This window comes from Streptomyces sp. ST2-7A, from assembly GCF_021390475.1.
GTDB lineage: Bacteria > Actinomycetota > Actinomycetes > Streptomycetales > Streptomycetaceae > Streptomyces.
The window spans coordinates 56,858-79,708 of record NZ_JAJUWS010000012.1; the positions used below are offsets into that span (position 1 = coordinate 56,858).

The 22,851-nt window shown below is 70.9% G+C and carries 16 protein-coding genes, 1 tRNA gene and 3 pseudogenes; 8 read left to right on the forward strand and 12 right to left on the reverse strand.

Annotation, left to right across the window (positions count from 1 at the left end; genetic code table 11):
• Positions 1–221: 221 nt before the first annotated feature.
• A tRNA-Arg gene (locus LZF96_RS09855) sits at positions 222–294 on the forward strand.
• Between the two features lie 231 nt (positions 295–525).
• Here LZF96_RS09855 and LZF96_RS26980 read toward each other — a convergent pair.
• Genes LZF96_RS26980 through LZF96_RS09875 form a run of 4 tightly spaced genes read right to left on the reverse strand, consistent with a single transcriptional unit; the run spans position 526 to position 4,583 of the window.
• Positions 526–1,110, reverse strand: a complete 585-nt coding sequence (locus LZF96_RS26980) for a 2OG-Fe(II) oxygenase (RefSeq protein ID WP_233868907.1) — start codon at positions 1,108–1,110, stop codon at positions 526–528.
• Complete coding sequence (cysS, locus tag LZF96_RS09865) at positions 1,098–2,459, reverse strand: cysteine--tRNA ligase (RefSeq protein ID WP_233868921.1); 1,362 nt, start codon at positions 2,457–2,459, stop codon at positions 1,098–1,100. Before cysS ends, LZF96_RS26980 begins: the two co-directional genes overlap by 13 nt.
• 37 nt (positions 2,460–2,496) lie before the next feature.
• Entirely contained in the window at positions 2,497–3,429 is a 933-nt protein-coding gene (locus LZF96_RS09870; RefSeq protein ID WP_233868924.1) for a hypothetical protein, read from the reverse strand.
• 20 nt (positions 3,430–3,449) lie between these two features.
• The gene (locus LZF96_RS09875) at positions 3,450–4,583 is read right to left on the reverse strand and encodes a sugar-transfer associated ATP-grasp domain-containing protein (RefSeq protein ID WP_233868927.1); all 1,134 of its coding nucleotides are present in this window, start codon (positions 4,581–4,583) and stop codon (positions 3,450–3,452) included.
• A 502-nt stretch (positions 4,584–5,085) separates the two neighbouring features.
• On the opposite strand from LZF96_RS09875, the gene LZF96_RS09880 reads away from it, so the two are divergent.
• On the forward strand, positions 5,086–6,423 hold the full coding sequence (locus LZF96_RS09880) for a transcriptional regulator (protein ID WP_233868930.1): 1,338 nt from the start codon (positions 5,086–5,088) through the stop codon (positions 6,421–6,423).
• Between the two features lie 498 nt (positions 6,424–6,921).
• Here the strand turns inward: LZF96_RS09880 and LZF96_RS09885 are convergent, their stop codons facing one another.
• The gene (locus LZF96_RS09885; RefSeq protein WP_267940704.1) at positions 6,922–8,124 is read right to left on the reverse strand and encodes a helix-turn-helix transcriptional regulator; all 1,203 of its coding nucleotides are present in this window, start codon (positions 8,122–8,124) and stop codon (positions 6,922–6,924) included.
• Positions 8,125–8,163: 39 nt separating this feature from the next.
• Between LZF96_RS09885 and LZF96_RS09890 the strand changes: the two genes are divergently transcribed.
• Positions 8,164–8,313 carry a hypothetical protein gene (locus tag LZF96_RS09890; protein ID WP_233868936.1) on the forward strand — a complete coding sequence of 50 codons (150 nt, stop codon included), beginning with the start codon at positions 8,164–8,166 and terminating at the stop codon, positions 8,311–8,313.
• Positions 8,314–8,422: 109 nt separating this feature from the next.
• Here the strand turns inward: LZF96_RS09890 and LZF96_RS09895 are convergent.
• Positions 8,423–8,769, reverse strand: a pseudogene (locus tag LZF96_RS09895) (DUF1330 domain-containing protein).
• 223 nt (positions 8,770–8,992) lie between these two features.
• Here LZF96_RS09895 and LZF96_RS09900 point away from each other — a divergent pair.
• Together LZF96_RS09900 and LZF96_RS09905 are read left to right on the forward strand one after the other, a co-directional pair.
• Positions 8,993–9,571 (forward strand): TetR/AcrR family transcriptional regulator, encoded by a 579-nt coding sequence (locus LZF96_RS09900; RefSeq protein WP_233868938.1) that lies wholly within the window; start codon positions 8,993–8,995, stop codon positions 9,569–9,571.
• 71 nt (positions 9,572–9,642) lie between these two features.
• On the forward strand, positions 9,643–10,863 hold the full coding sequence (locus tag LZF96_RS09905) for a GDSL-type esterase/lipase family protein (RefSeq protein ID WP_233868941.1): 1,221 nt from the start codon (positions 9,643–9,645) through the stop codon (positions 10,861–10,863).
• On the opposite strand, the gene LZF96_RS09910 is transcribed toward LZF96_RS09905, so the two are convergent.
• The 5 genes and pseudogenes from LZF96_RS09910 to LZF96_RS09930 all read right to left on the reverse strand — a co-directional run bounded on the left by LZF96_RS09910 (position 10,851) and on the right by LZF96_RS09930 (position 18,319).
• On the reverse strand, positions 10,851–11,987 hold the full coding sequence (locus tag LZF96_RS09910; protein WP_233868972.1) for a Fic family protein: 1,137 nt from the start codon (positions 11,985–11,987) through the stop codon (positions 10,851–10,853). The genes LZF96_RS09905 and LZF96_RS09910 overlap by 13 nt on opposite strands.
• A gap of 130 nt (positions 11,988–12,117) precedes the next feature.
• A pseudogene (locus LZF96_RS09915) lies at positions 12,118–13,382 on the reverse strand (MDR family MFS transporter).
• Between the two features lie 461 nt (positions 13,383–13,843).
• Positions 13,844–15,466, reverse strand: a complete 1,623-nt coding sequence (locus LZF96_RS09920; RefSeq protein ID WP_308294179.1) for an ABC transporter permease subunit — start codon at positions 15,464–15,466, stop codon at positions 13,844–13,846.
• Between the two features lie 509 nt (positions 15,467–15,975).
• The gene (locus LZF96_RS09925) at positions 15,976–17,490 is read right to left on the reverse strand and encodes an ABC transporter substrate-binding protein (protein ID WP_233868976.1); all 1,515 of its coding nucleotides are present in this window, start codon (positions 17,488–17,490) and stop codon (positions 15,976–15,978) included.
• Positions 17,491–17,782: 292 nt separating this feature from the next.
• Positions 17,783–18,319 carry a GNAT family N-acetyltransferase gene (locus LZF96_RS09930; protein ID WP_233868978.1) on the reverse strand — a complete coding sequence of 179 codons (537 nt, stop codon included), beginning with the start codon at positions 18,317–18,319 and terminating at the stop codon, positions 17,783–17,785.
• 210 nt (positions 18,320–18,529) lie between these two features.
• Between LZF96_RS09930 and LZF96_RS09935 the strand changes: the two genes are divergently transcribed.
• The 3 genes and pseudogenes from LZF96_RS09935 (at position 18,530) to LZF96_RS09945 (ending at position 20,724) form a co-directional block, all read left to right on the forward strand.
• Positions 18,530–18,859 (forward strand): universal stress protein, encoded by a 330-nt coding sequence (locus LZF96_RS09935; RefSeq protein ID WP_233868980.1) that lies wholly within the window; start codon positions 18,530–18,532, stop codon positions 18,857–18,859.
• A 112-nt stretch (positions 18,860–18,971) separates the two neighbouring features.
• Positions 18,972–20,090 (forward strand): annotated as a pseudogene (locus tag LZF96_RS09940) (cation:proton antiporter); the annotation flags it as partial.
• Positions 20,091–20,226: 136 nt separating this feature from the next.
• Positions 20,227–20,724, forward strand: a complete 498-nt coding sequence (locus LZF96_RS09945; RefSeq protein ID WP_233868983.1) for an NAD(P)-binding protein — start codon at positions 20,227–20,229, stop codon at positions 20,722–20,724.
• 24 nt (positions 20,725–20,748) lie between these two features.
• On the opposite strand, the gene LZF96_RS09950 is transcribed toward LZF96_RS09945, so the two are convergent.
• Positions 20,749–22,527 (reverse strand): SDR family oxidoreductase, encoded by a 1,779-nt coding sequence (locus LZF96_RS09950; protein ID WP_233868986.1) that lies wholly within the window; start codon positions 22,525–22,527, stop codon positions 20,749–20,751.
• Between the last annotated feature and the right edge of the window lie 324 nt (positions 22,528–22,851).

Consider the following 22,851-nt stretch of genomic DNA (forward strand, 5'->3'; position numbering starts at 1 on the left):
ATTCCCGGCCGTCCCCATCACTTCCCGTCGCCGCCCCGGAGCGTTCCCGGGGCTCGTCCCCTCCGCCGCCGACCCACCGCAGATCCACCCGTCCGAGTGGTTGATCGACAGCGTTTTCGCAGGTCGCGTCGGGTGGGGGTAATCGATTTCGTCTCACGGCGCGGGTCATGTAATGTTGTTCCCGCAACGCCGACCGGCGGCCCCGCCGCCCGGATCGACCGGCGCTCGTAGCTTAACGGATAGAGCATCTGACTACGGATCAGAAGGTTGCAGGTTCGAATCCTGCCGAGCGCACAGCAGGTCAGAGGCCCCTTCTCGATCGGGAAGGGGCCTCTGCGTAGCTCTTGACGGCAGTGGTTGACGGCAACCGCCCGGCGGGTCGGATCAGACCTCCACCGGGACACCGGCCCGACCGTCATCGTCATCATCCGGGTCGCCGTCGCCGCTGAGCGCACCCCCTGTCGAAGGCCGAGCGCTGCGAATCCCGCGGCCCGAGTAGAGGACGACGGGATCCGAGGCGCGTGGTCACGCAGAGACGGCGACCCGCATGATCACGGTGATGCGTTCACCCGACTCGATGGGCCGCACCCCGTGGATGTGGTCCGGCGTGGCGGGAAAGGCCACCACTGCTCCCCGGGGTGGGCGGAGTTCAAGAGCGGGGCTTTCGAAGAACAACGCTCCCCCGGTGTAGTTCTCCGGACCGCTGAGCCAGACGACAACCGTGATGTCACCGCCCACCACGGGTTGACCATTCGTCCGGGCACGTTCCCGCTCGACTTCGGTCACCTCGTCGTGGTGAGCGACGAATCCGACACCGGGCCCATAGCGGTACGCGACGCTTTTCTGTGTGGGGATGCGGCCCACCGAAGTACGGAAGTGGTTCCGCAGAGCCGGCTTCACCCGATGGAACAGTCGTGCTTCCAGCGGGTCGGGAATCTCGGCGTACTCACTATTGCGAATGGTCTCGTCCAGGAGGCCCTGATAGGTCCGGGGTCGATGGACGGCCGTTTCGACATGACGGGTGAGACCGTCACACAGATGGGAGTCGATTCCGTGCTCGGTGACCAGCGGCGGGACGGTTTTCCATGCCGCAGGATCTACGTGCGCCACCAGCGAGTTCCTTCCGGAGTGTCTTCAATGGTGATTCCTTGGGCCGCCAATTCATCGCGAATCGCGTCAGCGGCGGAGAATTCCTTGTTCTTGCGGTGCTCTTCCCGTCGACGCAAAGCGATATCGATCGAGTCGTCGGTGTCCTGGTGAGAAGCGATCTCGAACGTGTCGAAGAGGGAATTGACCTCGTCCAGGAACCGACCTGCGGTCGGCCCGGCGGCCGTGGTGCCACGGTTGGTTTCACGGATGTAGTCGAACAGGACCGCGAGGGCGCCGGGGGCGTCGAAGTCGTCATCGAGCCGGGCGAAGAATTTTTTTCTGGCGTCTGCCGCCCGTCCGCTGGATTCCATGGTCTCCGTTGTGGCGATGGTGCGGGCGAAGTTCTCGACCCGACGCCGGGCCGCGAGGGACTGCGCGAGGGCATCGGCGGTGTAGTCGGTGGAGGAGCGGTAGTGCTGGCTCAGGAAGACGTAGCGGAGAGTGCGGTAATCAGTATGGGCCAGCGCCTCACGGATGGTAGTGAAATTGCCGAGACTCTTGGACATCTTCGAGCCGTTCACCCGCAGAAGTCCGGTATGCATCCAGTAGCGTGCCAGAGGTGCGAGACCGGAGGCGGATTCCATTTGGGCGATTTCGGCCTCATGGTGGGGAAAAATTAGGTCAACGGCTCCACCGTGAAGGTCGTACTGAGGGCCGAACAAAGCGTTTGTGATCGCGGTGTCCTCGATATGCCATCCCGGCCTCCCCTCTCCGAGCACGCCACCCCAGTACGGCTCCCCGGGCTTCCGGGCCTTCCACAGGGCGAAATCTCCCGGGTTCTTCTTTCCTGTGTGTTCGTCGATACGGGACAGTGAATCCTCTGGCTGGACATCGGTTCGTCCCGAAAGCTTTCCGTACTCCGGAAAAGACGCCAGATCGAAATACCAGCCGTCATCCAGTTGGTAGGCATGACCCCGGTCGATGAGCTGTCGTACCTGCTCGACAATGGCGTCGATGTGGTCATGGGCGCGAGCAAAAACGTCCACGCTCGTGTTGCCGAGCGCGGCCATGTCCTCCCGGTAATGCTGTTCGTACGTGGTTGCCAATTCCTGTGGATCGGCTTCGATCTCCCGGGCACGACGGATGATTTTGTCATCCACGTCGGTGATGTTCTGCGCATAGGTGACGCGATACCCGCTGTGCCGAAGATACCGAGCGACAAGGTCGAATTGGGTGTAGGTCTTCGCGTGGCCCACGTGGCTGAAGTCGTAAACCGTGGGACCACACACGAACATCTTCACGGCGCCGCTGGTACGGGTGGTGAAGGGCTCCTTGATGTTGGTCAGGGTGTTGTAGAGCGTCAGTGCCATGGCCGGCCTCCTCGTTGTCGGGGATGACGCAGCCTATCTAGGCTCGGACCCGGCCGACGTACGGAATCAGCCGAGGCGTCGGGCGGGACGTGTAAACAGCCGCTCGCGCACCGAGAAGTTGCTTGTGGCGCTGATATGACTTCCGGGTACGTCGGATGCTGTGGGAGTCGAGGGGGATGCCGAGGGAGCCACACAGACGGGCCAGGACATCAATCCGGCGTTCGAGGTCGCTCATCGAGTGGGGAGCGCAGGCCATCACTTGGAGCAAAAGTTGTTCCTGCTCCTCGGTGACCATGCCGAGGGCGCGGAGTTGGAACAGCTTCCACTTCCGATTCGGAATGAGCCTGCCATTGGTGATGTAGACCCAATCGATCACCTCTTCCAGAGCCATGGAGAGAACGACGTGCCCCGAGGGCGGACCGACCCTGTGAGCCTGTTTCACCGCAATCTCGCGTGCGTCCCACGTAATGCGATTGAGGAGACGCGGCTCTTCCAGGCCGAGCCGGTGTTGTTGCTCCCGGGTCTTGAGCGCGATCAGTTCCCCGAAGCGTCCGGCACGGTCCAGTAGTGGCTCCCCTTTATTCGCGTAGGCATCACACTTGTCGCTGTTCCACACCGTGCGGACATCCGCCTCGTACTGGTAAATGAGTTGGTGAACATTGACCTCCATCGATCCCCACGCCACCGGAAGGTAGAAGCTGAATTCGGGAACCCAATCCGGAATCCTGTCCGCGACAAGAGTGTACGTGTCCTCCGGGTCGGGGCGCCATTCATCGGACCGAAGGGGGACATCCACGATCACGGCCAGGTCGAAATCGGAGTCCTTTCCGAAAACCGTGACGTTCTCGCTGGTGTTGGCGGAGGACGAAAGGACGTAAAGCGCTTGAACTTCCGGGTTCTTTCCGATGGCCGCGATCAGACCTCGCACGTAGTGACGGGCTTGGTCGCGCAGTTCCGAACTTTCCGGCACGATGAACCTGGTCCTTTCCTTCAGAGGAGCGGACGGTTGCGCATTTCCCCGAGTCGGGACATGAGGACGGGAGCAACCATGTGGTGAGTTCGCTGGATATGGGCCAGGGAAGGACTGCTGTTGCCCTCGATGACCGTCGGGCCCTCGGGAGTGAGAGCGATATCCCAGCCGACGAAAGGAATCTGGGGAAAAAGTCGGGCAGCTCGTTCGGCGAGCAGGGAAATTTCCTTGACCGCATCAATTTTTCGGCCTGCGAACTGCGCCTTGGTGGTGGCGTGATGACTGTGCCTACGCATCCACCGGTCGTATCCATGGGTGTCGAGTTCGCCGGTTTCGAGGTCTACCCGAATCTGCATTCCTCCGGTGCTGGAGTTATCGGTGACTCCAGAAACTCCGCCCAGTTTCAGTAGGCAGTACAGGGTTTCGACTCCGGATGGGGGCAGGCATGTGATGACCCGGAACGTGTTGAGAACAGCAGGATTGAGCGCTGCGATGTCGGGGTGCTGTGGCACGTGCTCCTCAATGAGCCATGAACCCCATTGCTGTGCGTACTCCTCCAGGGAGAAAGGGTCCTCCTCATAGGGATTGAACATGAAGACCCCGGCGCCCCCACTGGAGTATCGGGCAGGCTTCAGTACCACGGGTTCATGGGCTGGGAGAACCCCGACAGCGGCCTTCAGAGGTAGAGGAGTTCCGTCCGGGAGAAAGGCCGCATGAGCGTCACCGTGGAGCAGAAGCCGGGGCTGGGGAACGTTCCCGGAGGCGAGTACGCGCTTGCAGGAAACCTTGTCATCGAGGAGTACCGTATCCCTGTTGACGGTCGGAAGTATTCTCCCGAAAATGACGGCCTCGGGGAGGTAGGTTTTGCTTTCTCCCAGCCGCACCTCTCGGCGGTAGAGACCGTAACGGAAGTAATGAAACGGAATGCAACGCCATTGCACCCCGAGGGTCGCCATCTCCCCGAGCATGTGCCAAGCAGGCTTCCGGTCGTTCCCGAAATTCCGCATGGCGGGAAGATGCTCGGCGATCAGCTGACGGACCTGATACCGGAACGAGCCGGGCAACATGAGGAGTGGTAGCACCACGCGCCGGAAGTACTCCTCTGTTTCCGCCTGGCGCACGTTGAGGTTCCTGGCCGGCCTACGAACCCTCATCGACGGACCCTTTCTCCCCGAGTGCGACGCCGGCTCCAGGGGCTGCGGTCACGTCCGTGGCGGTCTTCATCCCGAGGGTCAGGAGAGGGCCGACCAGGCCCACGACCAGGAGAGCGCCGGCCATGCTCCGGCCCGGCAGGCGAATCGGTTCCCGAGGTGCGGCGTGGCGGGCCATCAGGTCGACTCCCGGGAGACCTCGAAGTCGTGTGCTGTCCATGCGCCCGGGGCATCGAGCCTCCGGATGAACCGAATCCTGTCCACGGGACTCCCTCCGTCGGTGGAGGCCGCGGGTCGGTGGGATACGGGGCCGGTCTCGAAGACCGGATCTCCACCAACCCGCGGCCGTTCACGAGGCCGCGTTCAGCGGCTACAGGTAGTCCAACTGCCATGCGGGGCCCGACGGAACGTTTCTGGGGGGTTTCCCCTTCGGCGGGAACGGCAGACGCGATGCGCTACCCGCAGTAGCGTTGTGTGCACGCTGGGACGGGACGGGGAGTGAGACATGACGGCACTACCGACACCACATCCACTGACTTCTCTGGTGGAACAACAAGGTTGGGGAAAGGCGGAGTTCGCCCGGATCATGCAGCGGCACGGGCAGCGGATGGGCATCCATCTGGCCACCAACCGTTCCACGGTGTGGAAGTGGGAGCAGGGTCAGAGCCCCGACGAGGACGCCCGACGAGTGCTCGCCGACCTGCTGGGCATTCCCTGGCCCCATGTTCAGGGCGTCCGGTGGCCCCTGTGGCTGCCGGTGTGGGAGGTTCCGATGCTCTCTGCGGCGTGGAACGAAAACGGTACCGTGGAAGCCCTGACGAGACTCGGGGAGAGTGGGCGCATGGACCGTCGAGGCTTTCTGACGATTACTGGCGGGGCACTTTCCGGTGTCGCGGCGAGCTGGGCGGCGGCGCAGCCGGCTTTCGCCTCGGCCATGGAGGGGGGCCGCGTGACCGACGAGATGGTGACCACGATCGAGCAGCGCGTGGAGACCCTGAGGTCTCTGGACGCCCAGTTCGGCGGTGCCACCCTGCTGGAGCACGCGCAGGGGGATTTGGCACTGATCACGAATCTGCTGAAGTCGGGCCGCTACACGGACGCAATCAAGCATCGCCTCTACGCCCTTGCCGCCCGGGTGTCGTACATGACCGGCTGGATGGCCTACGACACCGGCCGGAAGTCCGCCGCCCAGTACTACGTGGGAGCCCTACGCACCGCGCGCACGGCGGGGGACGATGCCTTCGGATGCTTCATGCTGGCCGAGATGGGGGTGCACGTCTCGGAGGAGGGCCACACCAAGGACCGCGTCGATCTCATCACCACGGCCGTGGACAACGCGCCGAAGGCGTTGTCTCCCCGCACGCAGTCGTATCTCCACCTGCACAAGGCAGAGGCGCACTCCCGCCACGGTGAGCACCGGCAAGCCGGCGAGGAGTTGCACCGGTCCATCAGTCTTTGGGACCGGGCCGACGACGAGAGCCCCGACTGGCTCGGCTGGTACGGCGATGCCCAGATGCGGTCCACCGAGGGCAAGATCATGCTTCGCAGCGGCCAGGTCAAGGAAGCGACCGGCGCCCTGGAGGAGTCGGTCAAGCGTGCCCTCCCACGGGACAAGGCCGTGCGGACGAGCCGACTGGCGGAAGCACGCCTCCAGGGCAGCGACCTCGAAGGCGCACTGGACGCCGCCAACCACGGCGCGGAGCTGGTGGAGAACGGCGTCTCCTCCGTGCGTGCGGTGGATCGCCTTCAGGAGTTCTCCGCGAAGCTCGACCCCCATGCCCACGTCCCCGCCGTCCGCGAATTCCGCAACCGCCTCCAGGAACTACCGGCCCTGGCCGCGTGAACCGGCCGGAGAAACCGAGAGGCGATACGAACTACCTTCGGGGTCGGGGCGATCCTGACGGCAGCCGTGACGGCAACGACGGCACACAGGAGCGCGCGCGAGCGAGCATGAGCCCACTCGACTCCGGAAGTGGCGGGGGTGGCGTAAGTGGTTGCCCGATTCTACGGATCAGAAGGTTGCAGGTTCGAATCCTGCCGAGCGCACAGCAGACCGAAGCCCCGTTCCGATCCCCCGGAGCGGGGCTTCGTCATATCCGCGAGCGGCGAAGCGTGGCGAGGGAAGTACTCCGGCGCTCCGGTACACCCGGCACCTTCCGGGAGACGGAAGGTGTCGGGCGATGTCGTCGCGGCCGTGCACGTGATGACCTCCCGGGCCTTCCCGCGCCGGACCGGTCCCACCGGGAAGGGGCGGGGACCCGCCCCTTCGGCCCGAGCCGGCGCGGAGGGGGCGCGACACCCGAGCGGACGTGTCCTCGCCCGGGGAACCGGTGGGAAGAGGTCAGTGGTCGGTCGGGCCAACCGGGACCCCCGTCTCCCGCGCCAGACGGCGCAGACGGTCCGAGGCGACCGGGCTCATGGTGAGCAGGTCGGAGACGAGTCGCCGGACCACCGGTTTGACCCGCACCATTTCCGGCGCCAGGTCGAGCGCCGCCTCCAACGCGACGATGGCCTCGTCCACGCGACGACGCTGGGTCCGGGCCGCCGCCACGTCGATGTGGAAGCGGGCCCGACGTTCCGCCGACAGGCCGGAGACGTCCAGGTTCTCGGCGACGCGTAGTGCTCTGCCCGCGTCCCCGAGGCGGACCGCGACGGCGACCTCGTGCAACTCCACGTTCAGCGTGCCGAACTCGGTGTGGTGCCCGTCGTTCTCACCGTCAACCGCTACGGCCATCTCGCGGGCGTGCCGCAGGTACTCGTACGCCTCCTCCGCGCGGTTCGACCGTCCCGCCGCCACGGCGCGTTGCAGGGTGAGCGCCCCACAGACGGATACGGCCGCCGGGTCTCCGCGTTCCACGGCCGGCGCCAGCGCGTCCGCCGTGTCCCCGGCCACCCGGCCGGCTTCCTCGTGGCGCCGCGCGCTGTTGAAGACGACCGCCAGCCGGAAGCCTCCCGCCGCCATCAGCAGTGGGTCCCGGGCACGTTCGGCGGCGGCCACCGAACGATCCACCGCGACCCGGGCCGCGTCCGGGTCACCGGCGTGGGCCAGTGCGGCTCCGCACGCCTGGTAGGCCGAGGCCAACAGCCGGAACGGCTCCCTCTCCTCACCGTCCCCGCCGCCCCTGGCCGCTGCCTCCAGTTCCGGGATCAGGCCGGTGAGGAGTTCGGCGAGATCGGCGTACGCACCGGCGTGGGTCAGTTCCCACGCCCGGTCCACCCCGTCCCGCAGCTTCGTCCGGTCGATCGGGCCGGCGCCCGAGAGAACCGCCCGCAGGGCGTGGGCCTCGCCGAGCAGTACCCGCAACGCTTCCGCCGCCGGGGGTTCCCGGGTGGTCGCGGATGCCATGAGGGGCGCCTCGGCGGCCAGTTCGGCGACGGGGAGATCCAGGGCGTCGGCGACCTTCTCCAGCACCGTCATGCGATCGACGCGGCGTACTCCGCGTTCCACCTGTGAGACCCATGCCTCGGAACGGCCGAGCAGACCGGCGAACTCCTTCTGAGACAAGCCGCGTCGCTTGCGGTGCAGGGCCACCTTTCGACCCAGCGCCTTCGCGTATTCACCGACGCCGGGGGAACGGACCGGGTGCCCGTGCCGTGCGAGGCCGGGGGCGAGGCCACCGGCGGCAGGGGCCTGGCGTTGGTGCAGGACTTCTCCCACCGCCTGCACATCCACCGGGGCCACCCCGGCCACACCATCACCGCCGAACTCACCGGCGAGGCTGCTCGGTGCTGAACCACTGTTCCGCACCGACACGGGTGGTGCCCCGCGTGGACACCACCCGTGCAGGGTCCCTGCCCGCCCCGCCCCCGGCGCGTCGTCCGTTCCCGCCCCCGTCCGGGGGTTACTCGGCGGGCAGGGCCTCGCGCATCGCCCGGGCGGTGGCGGTCGGGTCGTAGCCCTCGGGGACACCCTCGACGAGGATGATGTCGCCCTCGATGTGCCGCGAGCGCAGCGGTGCGATCTCCCGGTACGCCGGTGAGTCCCACCAGGCCCGCGTCTCGGCGATGCCGGGGAAGCCGATCACCACGACTGTCCCGGCCGGTTGCCCTCCTTCACCTCGTGCGGGGTCGCGTGCGCGAGGAAGCGTCCGCCGTGCGGCTCGAAGGTGGCGGAGACGCGCTCGATGTACTCGGCGATCTCCGGGTGCGGAGTGGCTTCGCCCAGATGGGCTATGGCGTAGGCGGGCATGGTGTCCTTCCGTCGGTTCGGGCTCCGTGCGCCGGGAGCATGGCACGTCGGTATCCGGTCGTCGACGCCTTATCGGACGGGTGGCCCCGTCATCGCACGGCATCGCCAGGGTGCCCACCCCACGCCGACGTCACGTCTTCCGCGCCTCCGTCGACCGCCCCTTCCGTTTGCCTATGGCTTGTAGGTTATGACCTAATGGTTGTAGGAGAGTGGAGGAGCGTCCATGGTGCGGGCGGGACTGAGCCGTGACCGGCTGATCCGGGCGGGGGCCGAGCTGGCCGACGAGGTCGGGTTCGACCGGGTGACCGTGTCGGAGCTGGCCCGACGGTTCGACGTGAAGGCCGCCAGCCTGTACTCGCACGTGCGGAACTCCGCGGACCTCACCACCGGCATCACGCTGCTCGCCCTGGAGGAACTGGCCGACCGGGCCGCGGACGCGCTGGTCGGCCTGGCCGGCCGGGACGCGCTGGCCGCTCTGGCGACCGCGTACCGCGACTACGCCCGCGAACACCCCGGCCGGTACGCCGCCGCCCGTGCCCGGCTCGATCCGGGGGCGGCCGCCGGCAGCGCCGGTGTTCGGCACGCCCGGATGACGCGGGCGATCCTGCGCGACTACGGGCTCGCGGAGCCGGAGGAGACCCACGCGGTGCGGATGGTGGGTGCCGTCATCCACGGCTACGCGGAACTGGAGTCGGCCGGAGGCTTCGAGCACACGCCGGTGGATTCCCGGGAGTCGTGGGACTGGACCCTGGACGCGCTCGACGCCGCGTTGCGGAACCCGCCCGGGCCCCGCCCGGGTTGACCGCCCACCACCCCGCCCGGCCCCACCCGCCCGGCCCCGCACGAAAAACACGGACAGTACGGAAACGGACCATGAGCGACGACCATCCCCTGATCTCCACCGCCATCACCGCCGACCTGGTGCGCGGGGCCGTCGAGTTGGAGCGCACGGAGCGCGGCGTGCTGCCGCACCGCCTGCCCGCACGCGCCCGGGCCCGGGGTGCCGACGCGCAGGTGTTGATGGCGGAGGCCCAGCCCTCCGGCGTGCGGCTGGCGTTCCGGACCCGGGCGGGCACCGTGGAGTTGGACGCCCTGGCCACCAAGCGGGCGTACCGGGGAGCCCCACCCCGTCCGGACGGGGTGTACGACCTGGTGGTCGACGGTCGGCTCACCGACCGGGGGAGCATCACCGGGGGGAACGTCGTGACCATCGACATGACCGCCGGAACCACCGGGATGGAACCCGGTCCGGTGGGTACCCTGCGTTTCGCCGGCCTGCCCGCCGGGGTCAAGGACGTCGAGCTGTGGCTCCCGTTCAACGAGGTCACCGAACTGATCGCGCTGCGCACGGACGCCCCGGTGGAGCCGCTGCCCGACCGGGGCCGCAGGGTGTGGCTGCACCACGGCAGTTCGATCAGCCACGGCTCGGACGCCGAGAGTCCCACCGCCACCTGGCCCGCGCTCGCCGCCGCCCGGGGCGGGGTGGAGCTGATCAATTTGGGCTTCGGCGGGGGAGCGTTGCTCGATCCGTTCACCGCCCGCACGATGCGGGACACCCCGGCGGATCTGATCAGCATCAAGATGGGCATCAACCTGGTCAACACCGACGCGATGCGGCTGCGCGCCTTCACTCCGGCGGCGCACGGCTTCCTGGACACCATTCGCGACGGGCACCCCACCACGCCGCTCCTGGTCGTCTCCCCGATCCTGTGCCCCATCCACGAGGACACGCCCGGCCCCTCGGCCTTCGACGAGGACGCGCTCGCCGCCGGGAGGGTGCGCATGCGCGCGGCGGGGGATCCGGCCGAGCGCGCCGCCGGGAAGCTGACGCTGAACGTCATCCGCGAGGAGTTGGCCCGGATCGTCGAACGGCGCGCGGCCGAGGACCCGAACCTGCACCACCTCGACGGTCGCCTGCTCTACGGCTCGGACGACGTCACCGAACTGCCGCTGCCCGACGAACTCCACCCCGACGTGGCCACCCACCGCCGCATGGGCGAACGCTTCGCCGCCCTGGCCTTCACCGACGACGGCCCCTTCGCCGCCGCGGGGGCCCGGGTCCGGCCGGAATCGGCCTCCTCCTATCGCCGGTAGGGGTAAAGGAAGGGCTCGGTGGATCTCCGGACCGCCTCACGAATCCCCAGCGTTCGTGGTCCGGCGGTATAGAAACGGCCTCTGGCCTTTCCGTGCTGCTCCAGCCAGCCCGTGCGCACCAGTTCCCGGATGTCCCGGGTGGACTGCTGCAGGCTCAGCTCCGAGTCCGCCTGGTACACCGGGCGGCGGACACGACCACCCAGGAAGGCCGGTAGGAGAGCCACCGCCACCCGTTCGTCCATGCCGGACCCGGATACGGCTTCGGTCAGGGCCTGCCAGGCACGGGTGTAGAGGTCGAAGCGTCGTTTGGCCTGCTGGGCCTGGACGTGGTGGCCGGTGAGACAGAACTTCAACCAGGTCGACGTATCGGCGTCCGGACTCCAGCGCGGCCCCCCGGTCTGCCGTAGCACCTCGTAGTAGCCGTAGGTGTTCTGGCCGTGGCCCAGCCACTCCTCGATCGAGGAGAACTCGGCGGGCATCAATTCCTCGCGGGAGAAGATGAGGGTGGAAAGGGCCCGTGACATGCGTCCGTTCCCGTCGGCCCACGGATGGATCTTGAGGAGATTCAGGTGGGCCATGGAGGCCCGCACGTGCACCGGGGAGTCGAGATCCCCCTCGTTGAGCCAGGTGACCAGCTCCTCCATGAGGTGGGGAACGTCGTCGCCGATCGGAGCCGTGTAGACCGGGACCATCTCGTCCTCGGGACTCGCCACGTACACCGGGCCCCTGCGCAGGCGTCCCGGGCGCTTGGAGGGGTGGTGCTCCTGAATCATGTAGTGCAGGCCGTTGACGAGGCCCAAGTCGTAGCGGAACTCCGGCCCGGGGTCGGAGAGGGCGAGGATGTAGGTCATCGCTCTCTGGTAGCCCTCCACCTCCCTGCGGGTTGTCTCGCTGCTCTCCAAGGGCTCCTCACCCACCATGAGGTCCTCGACGTCATCGATCGTCGCCGCGTAGCCCTCGATGGTGTTGGATCCGGCGATCGCGCGGGCCGTCAGATTGCGGCGCAACTGTTTGGTCCACCGGCGTGGAGAGCGGAGCAGATGCCGCATTTCATGGCGCATCTCCGTGATCTCGTCGAGCGCCAACCGGTCCGCGTCATCGAGAGGAGGAGTGCGATAGAGCATGCCTCGATGACACCATCATCGTGTCATCGAGGCAAGAGGGGCGATGCCTTTTGTGGCGCCTCATGGGTCTGTGGAGGTCATCGTGTCCCGGGGAGGTACGGGGTCGTGCCGTTCCGTCGGGGAGTCCGTCTCATCGGGGATCGAGCGCCGGCCTCCCGGGGCCCCGTCCCCCAACCCTCCCCGACCGGCCGGGGAGGAGCAGGAGGGCGGCGAGGGGGAGGGCGGCCAGGGCCAGCCACGGGACGGCCGGGGGATGTTCGGCTCCAGGAGCCGGCCCACGCCGGCGCCCCCGATGAGCACGATCAGCCCGGAGATCGAGGAGAGCGCGCCGGTGTAGAGGCCGAGGCGATTCGACTCGGCGAGGTCGGGCACCATGCCGCGCGCGGCCGGGGCGATGAGCATCTGTCCCACGGTGAGCAGCACCACGAACCCGGCCACCGGCAGCAGCGCGACGGCCCCGCCGGTGAGGTCGGCGGGCAGGGCGGCGGCCACGAGCGCGAAGCCGGCGGAGAGGGTGAGCAGTCCACCGGCCATGGCCCGCCGTGCGCCCAGCCGCGCGGTCGCCCAATGGGTGACCGGAAGTTGGGTGGTCACCACCAGCAGGGAGGAGAGGGCGAACAGCCATCCGAGCGTGGCGGAGGAACCACCCGCCCGGTCCACCTCCACCGGCAGGGCCAGGTAGAGCTGGTTGTAGGCGAGCAGGTAGGTGCCGTACACCAGGCACAGCGCGAGAAACGCCCGGTTGCGCAGCATGGTCCGCACGCCCCCGCGCCCCCGGGCGGGTTCGCGCCCCGGGATGCGCTGCGGCAGCAGCCACAGGTGTCCGACGAACACCAGGACGAAGACGCCGGCGCCCGCCAGGCAGGCGGCACGGAAGTCCACCGCGAGCAGCAGCACACCCACCAGCGGCCCGAGGAAGGCCCCGGCCTGGCCCGCCACGGTGAGCAGCGCCAGCACCCGTGCCCTGGAGCCGAGTCCCTCCTCCTCCCGGCACACCGCCTGCCGGGCGACCTCCGACTCCACGGCAGGGGAGAACAGCGCGGCGGCGAAGCCGATGAGGAGCACCGCCCCGATCACCGAGGCGGTGCCCCCGGCGAAGCCGAGCCAGGCGAAGCCGGCGACGCGCAGCACGCAGCCGACCAGCACCACCGGGCGGACGCCGAGCCGGTCGGTGAGCATCCCGCCGACGACGAAGAGGCCCTGTTGGCTGAAGGTGCGCAGGCCGAGTACCAGGCCGATGAGCCAGCCGGCCATGCCGATACCCGATCCGAGGTGGTCGGCGAGGAACGGCAGGACGGCGAAGAAGCCGATGTTGAAGGCGAACTGGGTGCCGATCAGCAGGCGCAGCGGCGGGGAGAGCGGCGGTTCGTCCCCACCGCCCGTGAGCCGGCGCAGGCGGGAGAGGCGGCCGGGGCCACCGGGGCGGGGGAGGGCGTCCGGGCGGGGTGGGAGCCCTCCGGGGTCGGGTTGCCCGCCGTCCCCGCCGTCCCCGCCCTCCCCGGGTCCCCGCTTCCCGCTGTTCCCGGTGCGCCGGTCCCCGGTGTCCCAGCCGTTGTCGGCATCCTGCTCCCCGGGGCCCCCGGTGCGCTCCCCGGCGTCGGTCTTCGCCGTGGTCCCGGCGGAGGCCGACGGGCCGGCATCCACACCGGCACCGGCCCCGGCCCCGGCGGTCGGGACGGTGGGCCCGATGGGGCCGGCCGCCCCGGGGCCGATGGGTTCGCGGCCGATGAGGGCCGGTCCGGCCGGTCCGGTGGGACCGGCGACATCGGGGGCGGAGTGGGAGGGGCGCATGGTGGGCCTTCGGTGGTGCGGGAGCGCGGGAGCGCGGGAGTGCGGGAAGGAGGCGCGAGGGGCCTTCAGGAGGTCTTCCCCGGCGGCGCGGAAGGCGTCGCGGCCGGCGGTCCCGGTGGTGTCCCCGGACACTCCGGCGCGCCGGGACCACCCGGCAGCGGCAGCGGCCCGGGCAGCCCCGGTGCGGTGGGGACGACGGAGCCGAGTGGACCGACCGGCACGGCCGCCCCGTCGCCGCCCTTCGCGGGGACGCCCCCGCGCCGCCCGCGCCGGACCCGGGGCGCCCGGTTGGCGGTGGTGACCGCCAGCGCGCCCAGCAGGGCGAGGGCGAGGGCCGGCGCGGCCACCGTCCACGGCCCGCGTTCCGCGTAGGGGTGGTTCTCGGCCAGCAGCAGCCCCCACTCGGGGGACGGGGGCTGGGCGCCGAGGCCGAGGAAGCCGAGGGCGGCCAGGGCCAGGGCGATGCCGGGCAACCGCAGCAGCGCGTGCCGGACCACCGGGGGCAGCACGGCCGGTAGCAGGTGACGGCGCAGCAGGTGGGTGCGGCCGGCGCCCAGGCCCCGGGCGGCGGCGAGGTGGGCGGCGGCGCGCTCCTGGCGCAGCAGGGCGGAGGTGTGCGCGGCGAGCGGGGTCCAGGCGACGACGGCGACCGCGATGGCGGGCGTGGCCGGCCCGGGGCCGACGATGCCGGTGACCAGCAGACCGGCGGGGACGGCGGGGACGGCGTTGAGGGTGTCGACCAGGGGACCGGAGAAGCGCGGCAGCAGGCCGAGGAGGACGCCGATCAGCAGGGCGGCGGCCCCGACGAGGAGGGCGGTGCCGAGGGTGTCGAGGGCGCCGTGGCCGAGGCGGGCCAGCATGTCGCGGCCCAGGGCGTCGGTGCCCAGGGGGTGGGCGGGGGAGGGCGGCAGCAGGCGGCGACCGGTGTCCAGGTGCAGCGGGTCGCGGAACAGGCCGGCGACCACGACGAGCAGCAGGGGCGCCCCGAACACCAGGGGGTGGACGCCGCGCCGGGTGCCCGGTCCGCCGTCGGCGCCGGGCGCGGGGGGTGGGGAGGTGAGCGCGCCGTCGCGCAGGGCGGGGCCGAGCAGCGGGCGGGCGGCGGCCCGGGCGGCGATGCCGACGGCGGCGGCGAGCAGGGCCAGGGCGAGGATGCCGGTCTGCAGCACCGGCAGGTCCTGGGCGATGGCGGCGCGCAGGGTGAGCCGGCCCAGGCCGGGGATGTCGAAGATCTGTTCCACGGCGACGGCGCCGCCGGTCAGGCCGATGACGAAGAGGCCGAGGTTGGGCAGCAGGCCGGGCAGGCAGCGGCGCAGGGCGTGCCGGGCGATCCGCCGGCCGGGTACGCCCCGCGCGGTGGCGGCGCGCGCCCAGGGTTCGGCGAACGCTCCGGGGAGCGTGTCGTCCAACAGGCGCCCCAGGACGGCGCCGGCCGGCAGGCCGAGGGCGAGGGCGGGCAGGATCATCCAGCGGGGCCCGTACCAGCCCAGGGCGGGTAGCCATCCCAGGTGCACGCCCACCACGCCGGCCAGGACCGAGGCGGTGAGGAAGTCCGGCAGCGCGGCGAGCGCGGCGGAGAAGCCGCCGGATCGGGGCCGGCCGGCGAGCCGGCGCCGGGCGCCGAGCAGCAGGGTGCGGGAGCACACGACGCCGGCGGTCGCGCCGGCGACGACCAGCGCCCCGGCCATGAGCAGCAGCGAGGCGCCGAGGGCGGAGAGCGCGGAGGGCAGCACGGGGGTGCCGGAGACCCAGGAGGTTCCGGCGTCGCCGCTCAGCAGGCCGCCCAGCCAGTGGCCGAGCGTGCTCCACCAGGAGCCTTCCAGGCCGAGTTCGGCGCGGATGGCCGCCAACACCTCGGGGTCGGGGTCGCGTTCGGCGGATCGGGCCTTGAGGACGGTCAGCGCGGGGTCGGTGTCCGACAGACGGGGGAGCAGACCGATCGCGCAGACCAGGGCGGCGACGGGGGCGAGCCGCCACAGCACCGTCCACGGCGGTGTCCACGCCGGTGACCGTCGCGTCGCCCGGGGGCGTGCCCGGGCACCCGGGCGGCGGGGGGCGCCGCCGGCGGGTGCCCGGTCCCCGGGCGCGGGTCCGGTAGCGGCCCCGGTCCCGGCCGTGGAACCGCTCCCGGGGGCGGTTCCACGGCCGGGCGTGCCCGGCGGGTCGGACGGTGTGTCGGACACGGCGAACGGACCGGTCAGCGACGGGTGTCGCGGCCGATGAGGGTGCGCTCGTACGGGTCGAGGATCACGTCCTCGACCGCCGGGTCCACGCCGTGCAGGGTGCGCTGGTGCACCAGCGGCACGAGGGCGTCGGTGCCCAGGATGGCCGCCTCGGCGGCGAGGATCGCCTCGCGGCGCTCCTCCGGGTCGGCGATGGCGGCGGCGTCGGCGACGGCCCGGTCCACCCCGGGGTCGCACAGCAGGGCGAGGTTGTAGCCACCGTCACAGGTGTAGTCGCCGGCCAGGACGCCGAGCGGGTCACCGGTGTCCAGCAGGGTGTTGCGGGCGGCGACGAAGATGTCGAACTCCCCGGCGAGCGCGTCGCTCTCGATCCGTGAGTACTCCCGGACCTCCAGGGCGACGGTGAACCCGACGGCCTCCAGTTGCTGCTGGACGACCTGTGCGACCTCGGGGAGTTCGGGCCGGTTGTCGTAGGTGGCGATGGTGATGGCGGTGCCCTCGATCGCGTCGGCGTCGGCGGGCTCGGCGCGGTTCACCGGCTCGGGGCGCTCGCCGGCGCCCTCGATCACGGCGGGGCCGAAGACGCCCTCGCCCGGGTCGGCGTACCCCTCGTACACGCCCTCGGCGAGGGCGGCGGTGTCGACGGCCTCGCGGACCGCCGCGCGCAGTTCGGGGTCGGTGAGGGCGCCGGAGGCGGTGTTGAGGAGCAGGCCGGTGGTGCGGGTGGTGCGGGTCTCCCGGAGCGCGCCCTCGTCCAGCGTGGCGGCGGCGGAGACCGGGATGGCCTCGGCGATGTCCACCTCGCCGCTGCGCAGGGCGTTGCCCCGGGCGAGACCGTCGGCGATGAAGGAGGCCTCGATCCCGGAGGCGGCGGCGGGTCCGTTCCAGTGCTCCTCGAAGCGGTCCAGGGAGGCGCGCTCGGCACCGGTGACGGAGGTGAGGACGTAGGGGCCGGTGCCGTGGCCGGCCGGGTCCACGGTGTCGTCCTCGTAGGCGTCGGGGGCCAGGATCGCCAGGTGGGGGGCGGCCAGGCGCAGCGGCAGGATCGGGTCGGGTTCGGCGGTGGTGATCCGCACCTCACGGTCCCCGGCGGCCTCGGCGGTGAGTTCGACGCCGGAGAGGGCGGCGGGGGCGGGCTCGGCGGTGACGGCCTGTTCGATGGCGTCGGCGACGGCCTCGGCGGTGACCGGCTCACCGGTGTGGAAGAGGGCCTCGCGCAGGGTGAAGACGGTGGTCAGCTCGTCCTCGGCGGTCCAGGACTCGGCGAGGGCGGGGGCTGCGAGACCCTGGTCGTCGAGGACGGTGAGGCCCTCGGTGACGCCGAGCCGGCTGAGGAGGGTGGCGTCGGCGCCGTGCGGGGAGAGGTTCTCGGTGGGCGGGAAGGCGAGTGCGACGCGCAGGCGGGCGTCGCCGGAGCCCTCGACCGCGTCGGGGCCGCCGTCGGTCCCGGCGGAGCCGTTCTCGGAGAAGCAGCCGGCGAGCAGGGGTATGAGGAGCAGCGCGGCGGCCGGTCGGCGGTTGGGGCTCATGGTGGTGGTTCTCCGTGGGTGCGGGGGCGGCGGTGCGGTGGCCGCCGCCATGCCCGTGCGGCCCCCTGGAGCCGGGGCGGGTGCGGGGGCGGGGTGGTCACCGGCGCGCCGGCGCGGGGCTCCGATGGTCCGGCCGGGTCGACCGTAAAGTTTACATGGCAATCATTTTCATCGATGTAGGGGGCATCGATCCCCGCCGGCACGGCTCCGGCCACCGCCGGTCCGGGGTGGTTCCGCCCCGCGCCCCCGTTGGTCCTCGAGGAACGGGACCGGCCGGCGGGGATCGGAACGGTCAGCGCAGCAAGGGGAGTTCGACGTGCAGGGTTCCCTGCCCGCCCCCCGGCTCCGAGCGCTCGTCGCACACCACCTTCCCCAGCGACCGCCAGAACGCCTCGGCCCCCGGCACGGTGGGATCGGTGTGCAGGTAGAGCGAGCGGTAGCCGCCCTCCGCGACCGCGAAGTCGACGAGTTCGTCCACCATGCGCCGGGCCAGGCCGCGCCGGCGGTGCTCCGGCCGCACGTAGACCCGGCGCAGTTGAGCGGTCTCCCCCGAGGGGTAGCGCTCGGCCAGCCAGGCGGGGTTGGGCGGGTGCAGCGGACCCCGGGAGTCCAGCGCGGCCGTGCCCACCACCTCGCCGGATCCCTCCTCCACGGCCACCAGCAGCACGTGCCGGGGGGAGCGCAGATAGGCGGCGGCCGGGTCGATCACGTCCCCGTGCCAGCGCGGCACGTACCCGGTGCCGAAGTCCCGGTAGATCGTGTCGAGCATCACGGCCCGGGCGTCGTCCAGGTGGTCCTCGCCGGCCCGTTGAACGCGATATCCCTGCATCTGCGCATCGTATGCGAGAAGGGGGGAGGGTGATCGCCCCGGGGCGTGCCGGGGAATGCGGGACACCCGGGACGGGTACGGTCGGGACGGGCCGACGTTCACCGCGATCGCCCACCTCGCCGGGCGGGCCCGGACGCGCCGCCCGGGCGACGACGGGCGGCCCCGCGACGACGGGCGGCCGGGAAGGACCACGGAATCGGGACGGGACCGATGGCACGGACGGAACGACACCGGGAGGCCGGTGCGCGACCCGCCGGCGGCCCGCACCCGGCGGACCGCCGACCCCGCCACGTTCCGGTCGCCACCGGTCGGCCCCACGAGCGGTTGCCGGGGTGGGCCGCCGAGCACGGAGCGGAGCTGATCGCCGTCGGCACCGACACCCGGGCCGCCCTCGGATACGCCCTGCCGGGCAGCGTCGCCCGGCACGTGCCGCGCCGCTCCCCGGCGGACGTGCCGGTGGTCCGCGCCCCGACGGGGGCCGGGTCGACGGATGCCCCCGCGGAGGGGGACGAACCCGGCAACGGACCACCGGACCGCTGAACGCCCCTGTTCAGCACAGCCACGGCCGGCGAGAATGTCGGCGCCCGCGACTGGCACACCCTCCCCCTCGTGCCGGAACGCCACACAGCACGGGACGGGAGCCGAAACGACCATGGAACTGCACGACTTCCCCCTCCTCGCCGCCGTTCTCGCGGTGGCCACCCTCGTCGGACTGGTGGCCACCCGCCTGCGACAACCCCTGATCGTCGCCTTCATCGGTGTCGGCATCCTGGTGGGCCCCGCCGGCCTGGGATGGGTGGAGACCGACAGCACGATAGAACTGCTGGCACACCTGGGCATCGCCGTGCTGTTGTTCCTGGTCGGCCTGCGCCTGGATCTGCACCTGGTGCGCACCACGGGGCCGATCGCGCTGGCCACCGGCCTGGGGCAGGTGATCTTCACCTCGGCGATCGGCTACCTGATCGCCCGCCTGCTCGGCATGGACAACATCACCTCGCTCTACGTCGCGGTGGCGCTCACCTTCTCCTCCACGATCATCATCGTGAAGCTGCTTTCCGACAAACGGGAGTTGGAGCAGTTGCACGGCCGTATCGCGGTCGGCTTCCTCATCGTGCAGGACATCGTGGTCGTGCTGGTGATGATCACCCTGACCGCCTTCGGACAGCGGGACGCGGTCGCCGGGGCCGACGGAGAGGGCAACGACCTGACCACCGAGGTGCTGATCGTCCTCGGCAAGGGGATCGGCCTGCTGGCGGGCATCGCCCTGTTGATGAAGTTCGTACTGCCGCGTCTGCTCGACCACATCGCCCGCTCCCAGGAACTGCTGGTGCTGTTCGGTGTCGCCTACGCGATCTCGGTGGCGGCGATCAGCGAGTGGCTGGGGTTCAGCACCGAGGTCGGGGCGTTCCTCGCCGGCGTCTCGCTGGCCACCACCCCCTACCGGGACGCACTGGGGGCGCGGCTGGTCAGTCTGCGCGACTTCATGCTGCTGTTCTTCTTCCTCCAACTCGGCGCGGGTCTGGAGTTCGCCGACGCCGGTCGGCAGATGGGGGAGGCGGTCGTCCTCTCGCTGTTCGTGCTGATCGGCAACCCGCTGATCGTGATCGTGATCATGGCGCTGATGCGTTACCCCGTGCGGGTCGGGTTCCTGTGCGGGTTGACGGTGGCGCAGATCTCGGAGTTCTCGCTGATCCTGGCCGCCCTGGGCCTGTCCCTGGGACACATCACGGGCGCCACGGTCAGCCTGATCACCGTCGTCGGCCTGATCACCATCGGCGTCTCGACGTATCTGATCATGTACTCGCAGCAGATCTGGGGTCGGATCGGCGGCCGGCTCGAGCGCTTCCAGCGGGCCGACATCGTCCAACCGGACACCGGACACCGGACGGGGCGGGGAGGACGTGGACGTGATCCTCTACGGCCTCGGCCGCTTCGGCGGACACGCCGCCGACCGCCTCGGCCGGGCCGGCCTGCGGGTGCTGGCCGTGGACTGGGATCCGTACCGGGTGACGAGCAACGAGCGGGAGGGGGTCACCGCCGTCTTCGGTAGCGCGGAGGACGTCCACTTCCTGGAGACCCTGCCGTTGAGCCGGGCCCGGTGGGTGATCAGCGCCATCCCCCACCCGAACACCAACCTCGCCCTGGTCGACGGCCTGCGCCGGCACGGTTACGAGGGGCGGATCATGCTCACCGCCCACACCCGCCGGGACGTGGAACGATCCCGGGTGGAGGGGGTGGATGTCGTCCTCGACCCCTTCGCCGAGGCGGCCGACACCGCCATGCTCGTCCTCGCCGACCGCGCCCCCGGTGAGGGCGGGCCCGGTGACGCTGAGGGAACCCGGAGCGGCACTCCGGTGGGAGGCGAGGAGGGGCGTCCCGGAGAGGAACGATCGGCGACCCCTTGATCCGGGCTCACCCCGACCCCCGGCTCACCTCTCGATCCGGGTCGTGCCCTCCCGGATGTGGAGGTCGAGGTCCGGCCCACGGGCGTCGGTGGGCGTGCGCCGCGCCGCCGCCTCGGCGGTGGCCGCGATGTTGCGGGCCATGGCGCCGAAGACCAGGGTGTGCCACGGGCTGACGCTCCACCAGTACAGGTGTCCGGCCAGGCCGTGGGGGTGGAACAGCGCCCGCTGACGGTAACGGGCCGCCGTCGGGGGGCCGTCGGTCGTCCCGGCGGACTCTTCCCCGGCGGGCTTCTCCCCGGCGGGCTTCTCCCCGGCGGGCCCTTCCCCGGCGAGCCCCACCGGCGCCGGTTCCACCGAGAGCTCCAGCCAGGCGAGGCCCGGCAGCCGCATCTCCGCCCGCAGCCGCAGCAGCCGGCCCGGCTCGATCTCCTCCACCCGCCAGAAGTCCAGTGAGTCCCCCACCCGCAACCGTTCCGCGTCGCGCCGGCCGCGCCGCAGCCCGACCCCGCCGAAGAGCCGGTCCAACACCCCCCGCGCGGCCCAGGCGATGGGCAGCGAGTACCAGCCGTTGTCCCCGCCGATGCCCTCGACCACCCGCCACACCACCTGCGGCGGGGCGTGCACCGACCGTTCCCGCACGTCGGTGTAGAGGCTGCCGCCGGTCCAGGCCGGGTCGGTGGGCAGGGGCTCGCTCGGCGCGCCCGGCGTGTCGGCGGAGGACCAGCGGGTGTCCACCTCGGCGTCGTGGAAGCGCTTGAGCGCCCACCGCAGCGCGGTGTCGAAGTCGACGGTGCCCTCCGGTGGGTCGGGGATCCACCGGGTGATGTCGTTCTCGGCGCAGACCACCTCGTGCCGCAGCGACTCCACCAGCGGTTTGGCGATCGACCCCGGTACCGGGGTGACGAGTCCGATCCAGTGGCTGGACAGCCGGGGGGTGAGGACGTGGACGGGCAGGATCACCCGGCGCGGCAGTCCGGCCACGGTCGCGTACCGGCGCATCATCCCCCGGTAGGTGAGCACCTCCGGGCCGCCGATGTCGAAGGAACGGTTGACCTCCGGCGGCAGGTCGGCGGCGCCGATCAGGTAGCGCAGGACGTCCCGTACCGCGATCGGCTGGATGCGGGTGCGCACCCAGCGGGGCGTCACCATGATCGGCAGGCGTTCGGTGAGGTAGCGCAGCATCTCGAAGGAGACGGATCCCGAGCCGATGATCACGGCGGCGCGCAGGACGGCCGTCGGCACGCCGGAGGCCAGCAGGATGCGGCCCACCTCCGCGCGGGAGCGCAGGTGCGGGGAGAGGTCGTGCTCGGGCACGTCGGCGGGGGTCAGTCCGCCGAGGTACACGATCCGGCGCACCCCCGCCTCGCGGGCCAGGCGGCCGAAGAGCCGGGCGGCCCGCCGGTCGGTGGCCTCGAAGCCGGCACCGGTGCCCAGGGCGTGCACCAGGTAGTAGGCCACCTTCACCCCGGCCAGGGCGACGCGCAACGACTCCTCGTCGGTGACGTCTCCGCGCACCACCTCCACCCGGTCCGCCCACGGGTGGTCGCGGAGCTTGGCGGGAGTGCGGGCCAGGCAGCGGACGGGGCGGCCGACGGCCAGGAGCTGCGGCACCAGTCGACCGCCGAGGTAGCCGGTGGCGCCGGTGACCAGGACCGTTCCGCCGTGGCGCCCCGCCACCCCGGCCGGTTCGGCATCGCCGGGCGTCCCCGGCGCGGCGGAACCGGTGGCACCGATGTGGGTGACGCGGTCGGCAGGGCCGGCGGGCCCGGTGGGTTCGGTGGGTTCGGGAGAGGTGGAGGCCATGACGTCCATGGTCCGCCCCTTGTCCCGTGGCGGCCGGCGGACCGGCCGAGTGGGGGTGGCGTGGAGCGCCCGTGGAGGGTGGATGACGGGAGGGTTTCGGTTGCCCGGGACACCTTTCGGGCATCCCGGGGCACGGGTAGCGTCCGATGACTCCGACTCCTGGACCGGGAGTGCGCCGCGCGAGGGAAGCGGGCGGCAACGGAGGACGATATGGGGGTGATGTGGTGAATGATCCGTACGAGGACGATTCGTACGGGGAAAGGTGGGTCGGTTCCGGTGGACGGGCGCGTCGGACGTCCCGACCTCCCCTGTCCGGACCGATTC

Excerpts from the sequence above, each read along its gene's own strand:
- LZF96_RS09875 (WP_233868927.1), bottom strand. The coding sequence starts at position 4,583 with ATGAGGGTTCGTAGGCCGGCCAGGAACCTCAACGTGCGCCAGGCGGAA.
- LZF96_RS09920 (WP_308294179.1), bottom strand. The coding sequence starts at position 15,466 with ATGGCCGGGGCGCTGGTCGTCGCCGGCGCGACCGCCGGCGTCGTGTGC.
- LZF96_RS09930 (WP_233868978.1), bottom strand. The coding sequence starts at position 18,319 with ATGCAGGGATATCGCGTTCAACGGGCCGGCGAGGACCACCTGGACGAC.
- LZF96_RS09910 (WP_233868972.1), bottom strand. The coding sequence starts at position 11,987 with ATGCTCTATCGCACTCCTCCTCTCGATGACGCGGACCGGTTGGCGCTC.
- LZF96_RS09900 (WP_233868938.1), top strand. The coding sequence starts at position 8,993 with ATGGTGCGGGCGGGACTGAGCCGTGACCGGCTGATCCGGGCGGGGGCC.
- LZF96_RS09935 (WP_233868980.1), top strand. The coding sequence starts at position 18,530 with ATGGCACGGACGGAACGACACCGGGAGGCCGGTGCGCGACCCGCCGGC.
- LZF96_RS09925 (WP_233868976.1), bottom strand. The coding sequence starts at position 17,490 with ATGAGCCCCAACCGCCGACCGGCCGCCGCGCTGCTCCTCATACCCCTG.
- LZF96_RS09905 (WP_233868941.1), top strand. The coding sequence starts at position 9,643 with ATGAGCGACGACCATCCCCTGATCTCCACCGCCATCACCGCCGACCTG.
- LZF96_RS09880 (WP_233868930.1), top strand. The coding sequence starts at position 5,086 with ATGACGGCACTACCGACACCACATCCACTGACTTCTCTGGTGGAACAA.
- cysS (WP_233868921.1), bottom strand. The coding sequence starts at position 2,459 with ATGGCACTGACGCTCTACAACACCCTGACCAACATCAAGGAGCCCTTC.
- LZF96_RS09950 (WP_233868986.1), bottom strand. The coding sequence starts at position 22,527 with ATGGCCTCCACCTCTCCCGAACCCACCGAACCCACCGGGCCCGCCGGC.